General features: G+C 64.7%; 5 protein-coding genes. 1 reads left to right on the top strand and 4 read right to left on the bottom strand.

From position 1 onward, the window contains the following. Nucleotides 1–391 precede the first annotated feature (391 nt). Together AW06_RS17815 and AW06_RS21100 are read right to left on the bottom strand one after the other, a co-directional pair. Entirely contained in the window at nucleotides 392–1,285 is an 894-nt protein-coding gene (locus AW06_RS17815; protein WP_034952957.1) for a PEP-CTERM sorting domain-containing protein, read from the bottom strand. A gap of 191 nt (nucleotides 1,286–1,476) precedes the next feature. Beyond that, complete coding sequence (locus AW06_RS21100; protein WP_273704854.1) at nucleotides 1,477–1,641, bottom strand: hypothetical protein; 165 nt, start codon at nucleotides 1,639–1,641, stop codon at nucleotides 1,477–1,479. Between the two features lie 143 nt (nucleotides 1,642–1,784). Here AW06_RS21100 and AW06_RS17820 point away from each other — a divergent pair, with 143 nt between their 5' ends. Next, nucleotides 1,785–2,021 carry a hypothetical protein gene (locus tag AW06_RS17820; protein ID WP_273704855.1) on the top strand — a complete coding sequence of 79 codons (237 nt, stop codon included), beginning with the start codon at nucleotides 1,785–1,787 and terminating at the stop codon, nucleotides 2,019–2,021. On the opposite strand, the gene AW06_RS17825 is transcribed toward AW06_RS17820, so the two are convergent. Both AW06_RS17825 and AW06_RS17830 read right to left on the bottom strand, forming a co-directional pair. Then, the gene (locus AW06_RS17825; protein ID WP_034952959.1) at nucleotides 2,005–3,081 is read right to left on the bottom strand and encodes an SWIM zinc finger family protein; all 1,077 of its coding nucleotides are present in this window, start codon (nucleotides 3,079–3,081) and stop codon (nucleotides 2,005–2,007) included. The genes AW06_RS17820 and AW06_RS17825 overlap by 17 nt on opposite strands. 42 nt (nucleotides 3,082–3,123) lie before the next feature. Continuing rightward, the coding region (locus AW06_RS17830; protein ID WP_034952961.1) for a DEAD/DEAH box helicase at nucleotides 3,124–5,348 on the bottom strand (2,225 nt) is incomplete at its 5' end.

Consider the following 5,348-nt stretch of genomic DNA (forward strand, 5'->3'; position numbering starts at 1 on the left):
GATTCCCGCCGCTACTCACCCAATCATTCGCAGCCCGGCACCGCCCTGCAGGGTGACGTTGAAGTGCGCGCATCCCCCTACCCCTCCGGAACATCGGCGGACCCGGGAAGGGCTCGAATCGTACGCGCCGCTTCACGGCGCCAGCGTCATTTCGACATCGAGGTCAGCATGAGAACGACCGCGAGTATATCTTGTGGCGCCGACAGCCCCGGTCAAACGAGGAATTGGCATCCGGAGGTGCAGGAACAAGGCCTCGAATCGCGCCCCGACAGCACCTGTGACAGGTAAGCGACGGTCGCTACGCCCTTGCCAAAAGCTAGCCTCTCAGCCTGCCAGAAGCAATCGTGATGCGCCGCCACCCGCAGCGCCGTCAGCGCGCGCCCGACTTGGTCTATGTCCTTGCCGCTGGCCGACGCCAGGTCGCGGCCAACGCTCCAAGTCCGGCAAGCAGCAGCGCCAGAACGCCTGGCTGGGGAACCGCATTGACCACTATCAGGTTGTCGAAACCGACCGTTGCGTCGGCCGGATCAAGACGCAGGACGGCGAAATTGAAGCGGGGATAGCGGTTGGAAACGCTGGGCGACCAAACCCCTTTGCCGTTGCCGACCACGTGGAAGAAGCCCCCGTCGATGAGCTCGTCCGACGGAAAGGTGAAATCCCGCCTGTGACCGTATTCCGGCAGCGCCACGGCGCTTGCCAGGTCGTCGCCAACCAGCAGATCGAAACGGCGGCTGCCGCCGACGCCACTGGTGTAGTCGCTGACCGACAGCGCGACAAAGACGATCGGCCGCTCGAACTGCATCACGAAATAGGGTTTCGCTTCACCCGGAACGGCATCGGCGGTCAGGAAGTAGTGGTCGGCAATAAAGTTGCGCGGGTCGCCGGCCACGCCCGGCGCATTGCCGTAGGTGCCGTGCGGATGGAATAGCCCGAACGCTGTGGCGCCGGGATCGATCTGGCCGATTCGGCTGCGCCAGTCGATCCGCGCCAGGCTGTCGCCAAAACCCAAGCGCACCCGGTTGTCGCCCAGCCGCACCCAGTCCGTGAGCACCTGAGCGTTGGCGAAACCACGCTCGAAGTCCTGGCGAGCCGACGCGCCGCCACTGGATGTGACGACAGCCTCCGCAAGGAAATTGAACGCATCGAACTGGGCAACCTCGTCCTCATCGATCAAGGCGGGGTGCGGGTCGTAGCTGACATCCCCCAAAGCGGCGTGTGCCGACGGCCAGAATGCCGCCACGGCGACGAGAAACCATACACGAAACACACGCAGCAACGGACGCATCACGACGACCTCCAGGACCAGAAGAACAAGCCAAAGGATAGGAAATCCGACGGCACCGACGAGAGTGTATGAGTCTCCATCAAGGAGCGTCAATCTCTATATTTGCAAGGCAGAAGTCGTCCCACGACGGGCGATGACGGCTCGTCTCGCTTCAGTCTGGACCTTTGCGCATGGCGACTCCCTTCCCGCACCTACCAGGCGATACGCCGGTCAAATTCGTACTCCGGCGCCGGTTGAGCCTGCGGGTCGTCTTCGCCCAGGGTGGCGTCGAGCCTCTCCCAGAGCGGTAGCGCACGGGCGGGCATCAGGCCTGGTGGCGATGTGGGCTCGCCGATAGGGGTCAGGATGTCGCGCATGGCGCCGGCGTTGGTGAGGAAGGCGATGATTCGCCTCTCGCCGCCGCAGCGTGGGCAGACGATCGGAAAGACCTCCTCGATCCGCGCGAGACGCAGCGCCCAGGCGTATCGGGCAGCGCGACGCTGGAACGCCTCCTCTTATTATGGCCGGCATGAAGGGCGTGGAACAGATACGCAACAAACTGGAAAAAACGCCTCTGTCCGAACTCATACTCTCGCCCGTAGTATTGGGTGAACTAGGGCAAGGCGTGGAAAAAAGCCGGCATCGAGAGAAAAACGCCGCACGCCTCGCCCGCATGGTGGACGGACTCCAACTCGTCGCCTTGGACGCTGGAACCAGCCGTCATTACGACAACAACTTGATCACTTCGAGCGATTGAGGTAACGCGCGATACGCTCTTCCGTCTGCGCCGTGGTCTGGTACTCGCCGCGCACCGAGGTGCGCTCCAGCACGCCAGCAGTCAGCCAGTTCTGCAGCATGTAGTGTGGGATGCCACGCGCGGTCAACTGACGCGCAGTGACCCGTTTGACGCTGTTGCGTGACATCGTCACGGTCTCCATGGCGGGCTTCTTGCTGGCTAGCACAGTCGGAGCCTTCAGGACGGACGGCCGCGAATCGGGCTTCGCCGGCGCGCAGGTTCGAATGCTGGGCCTGGCAGCGGTCTCTTCCGTTCCTGGTGCGGCCGATTCGTGTGCCGAGGAGAGTTCACCCGACAGCGGCGCCTCGTCCAGTTCGATGCCGAACAGGCTTCCGAGATCCGGGCTATCGAGCCGCTGTCCCTGCTCCAGTCCGGACGGCGCCACCGGCACGCTACCCGCCTGCAGGATCAGTTCCTGCGGGTCCATGTGGCGCAGCAGAAAAAGCAACTCCGGTTGCTGATCGAGGCGAGCGCCGACCCCGTAGAGTGTGGCGGCGACGTGCTTGCACAGGTAAGCACCGTCCGGACAGGAACAGTCGAAGGCAATCTGCTTCGGTGTGGGAAACAGCCCGCTGCCAGCGCGGGTGACAACCGCCATCACGGCGTCCGAGAGCCTGCCCTGCAGCAGTTCCACCAGCGAGCCGATCTGGCCGGCGCATTCCTTGATGATCGCCTGCCAGAGCGCCGCTTCCAGCGGCCGCACCGTGATTTCGACGGTATAGATCTCGGAGCCCGAGACCAGCGCGCTGACCCTGCCCGGCGCGATCCTCAGATCGACCACCGAGCCGTTGCGCACATAGGTACGTCCGCGCGGCAGGCGGTTCTCGTAGTCACTATAGGCCTCCAGGTTGTCGCACCAGGCTTTGGCCCAGAAGCTGCGCGCAATCGTGCGGCCCTGGATCGTGACGGGCTGGCAGAGGTGACCCTGATTGCTCAACTGTTTGGTTTTTCGGACGGCTTGGCGCCGCCGTTCGGCAACCGGGACATAGGGTGCCCAGCCGCCATTCGAATAACGTCCCATGTGGCCTCTTCCAATGCGTTGGTGTCAGTGCGGTCGGTCCGCTCAAATCTCGTCGATGGCTCTCTCCAGGTCGAGCGACACCAGCCGCAACAGGTCGTCGCTGCTCATTTCGGTCAGCAGCGTTTCGGCGCCGCCCTCGACGATCTCGTTCGACAGCCCCAGTTTTGTTTCGATCAGGGCATCGATCTTCTCTTCCACCGTACCACGGCAGATGAATTTGTGCACCAGGACATTCTTCTTCTGCCCGATGCGGTAGGCGCGGTCGGTCGCCTGATTTTCCACCGCCGGGTTCCACCAACGGTCGAAATGAATGACATGCGCGGCGGCAGTGAGGTTGAGACCCGTGCCACCCGCCTTCAGCGAGAGGACGAAGAACGGCGGACCAAACTCACGCTGGAAGGCTTCGACCAGCGACTGGCGCGCCTTCACCGGCGTTCCGCCATGCAGCACCAGGCCTGGTCGGCCAAAGATCTCCTGCAGGAATCCTGCCAGCGGCCCGGTCATCTCCTGGAACTGGGTGAACACCAGGACTTTCTCCTGGCGCGCCGCGATGGCTTCGGCCAATTCACGCAGGCGCGAGAACTTGCCGCTGTCGCCGGGCAAGTAGGCGCCGTCACCGAGCCATTGCGAGGGGTGGTTGCAGATCTGCTTGAAGCGCATCAGGAAGGCGAGCACCACGCCGCGTCGCTGGATGCCGTCGAGTGTTTCGATCTGCTGCGCCAGCGTCGCCACCGACTCCTGGTAGAGGGCGGCCTGCACCTGGGTCAGGGGGCAATAGGCCTTGAGTTCGGTCTTGTCGGGCAGATCAGCGATGATCTGCCGGTCGCTCTTCAGACGTCGCAGGATGTAGGGCTGCACAAGCTTGCGCAGTGGCGCGTAACCGGCCTGCTCGTCTTCTGCGAGGCGGCGCGCGAATCGGCTGAACGCCTGCGCTGAGCCGAGCAGTCCCGGACAGATGAAATCGAACAGCGACCACAGGTCACCGAGCCGGTTCTCCACCGGCGTGCCGGTGAGCGCCAGGCGCACGCGGCTGGGCAGCCGTTTGACCGCCCGGGTCTGCCGCGTGCCCGGATTCTTGATCGCCTGTGCCTCGTCGAGCACGACCAGCGACCAGCAGACTTCGGCCATCCAGTTGGTGCGTGCCAGCGTCCCGTAGCTGGTGATGACCAGGTCGACGCCACCTTCGCCGCCGAACTGCGCGGCGGATAGTGTCGCCAGTGCGCCGGCGGGCAACGCTGAAGCGTGCGCGATGAGCGTCCGCAGGGTCGGCGCAAAGCGTTCGATCTCGGCTTGCCAGTTGGCGATCAGCGAAGCGGGCAGCACCAGCAGATGCGGTCCCGGATCGCCTTCGCGCTTCAGGAGCAGCAGCAGGCCGAGCACCTGCACCGTCTTGCCGAGCCCCATGTCATCCGCCAGACAGCCGCCGAGCCCGAGGCGATTGAGCCACCACAGCCAATGCACGCCAGCCTGCTGGTAGGGACGCAATTGCGCCTTCAGCTCGGGGCCGGGGTCAGCCCCCGCTTGTGTGCCGCGCAGCCCCTCCAGAACGCCCCTCATCCATTCGCCGGGGATCACTTTCGACCACTCGGCGGTGCCCGCGGGCAAGTCGTCCGCCGCGTCACCGTCGAGGGTGGCGCCAGCCAGCAAGCGCATGCCCTGGAGGAAGGAAATGCCCTCGCCCGCCGATCGCCGCACCTCCTGCCAGTGTTCGAGCACCGACTGCAACTTCTCGCGATCGACTTCCACCCAGCGGCCCTTCAGGCGCATCAGCCCTTCACCGGCGGCCAGCACCTGCTGCCATTCCTCGTCCGAGAGGGCTTCGCCGTCGAGCGTCAGATCGACCCGGAAGTCCATCATCGCAGCGAGGCCCAGCCCGGCGACCTGGTGACCCAGACGGATGTCGATCTGCGGGCGCGGCGGCAGGCGCGGCCGCCACCAGTCCGGGATGCGCACCACCACGCCGCTGGCCTCGAAGGCCGGAACATCCTGCAGGAAGCGGTAAGCTTCGGCCGGAGTCCAGGCCAGCGGATGAAAAATGGCGCCCGAATCGACCAGCGACTTGAGCCATGGGCTGTGCTCGGCAGCCTTCTGGATCGGCAGCAGCAACCCGAGCAGGGCGTTGCGCTCGCCGGCGCCGGCGTATTCCTGCAGCGCACCAGCGAGCGGCCGATGCTGCACTGTGGCCTGCCGGGACAAGCGCGCGGCATAGGTGGCGAGGAAAGCGAACGGTGCGCGCTCGTCATTCTTGTTCTCGGCCAGATGAAAAC

It is taken from the genome of Candidatus Accumulibacter cognatus (genome assembly GCF_000584975.1).
Classification (GTDB): domain Bacteria; phylum Pseudomonadota; class Gammaproteobacteria; order Burkholderiales; family Rhodocyclaceae; genus Accumulibacter; species Accumulibacter cognatus.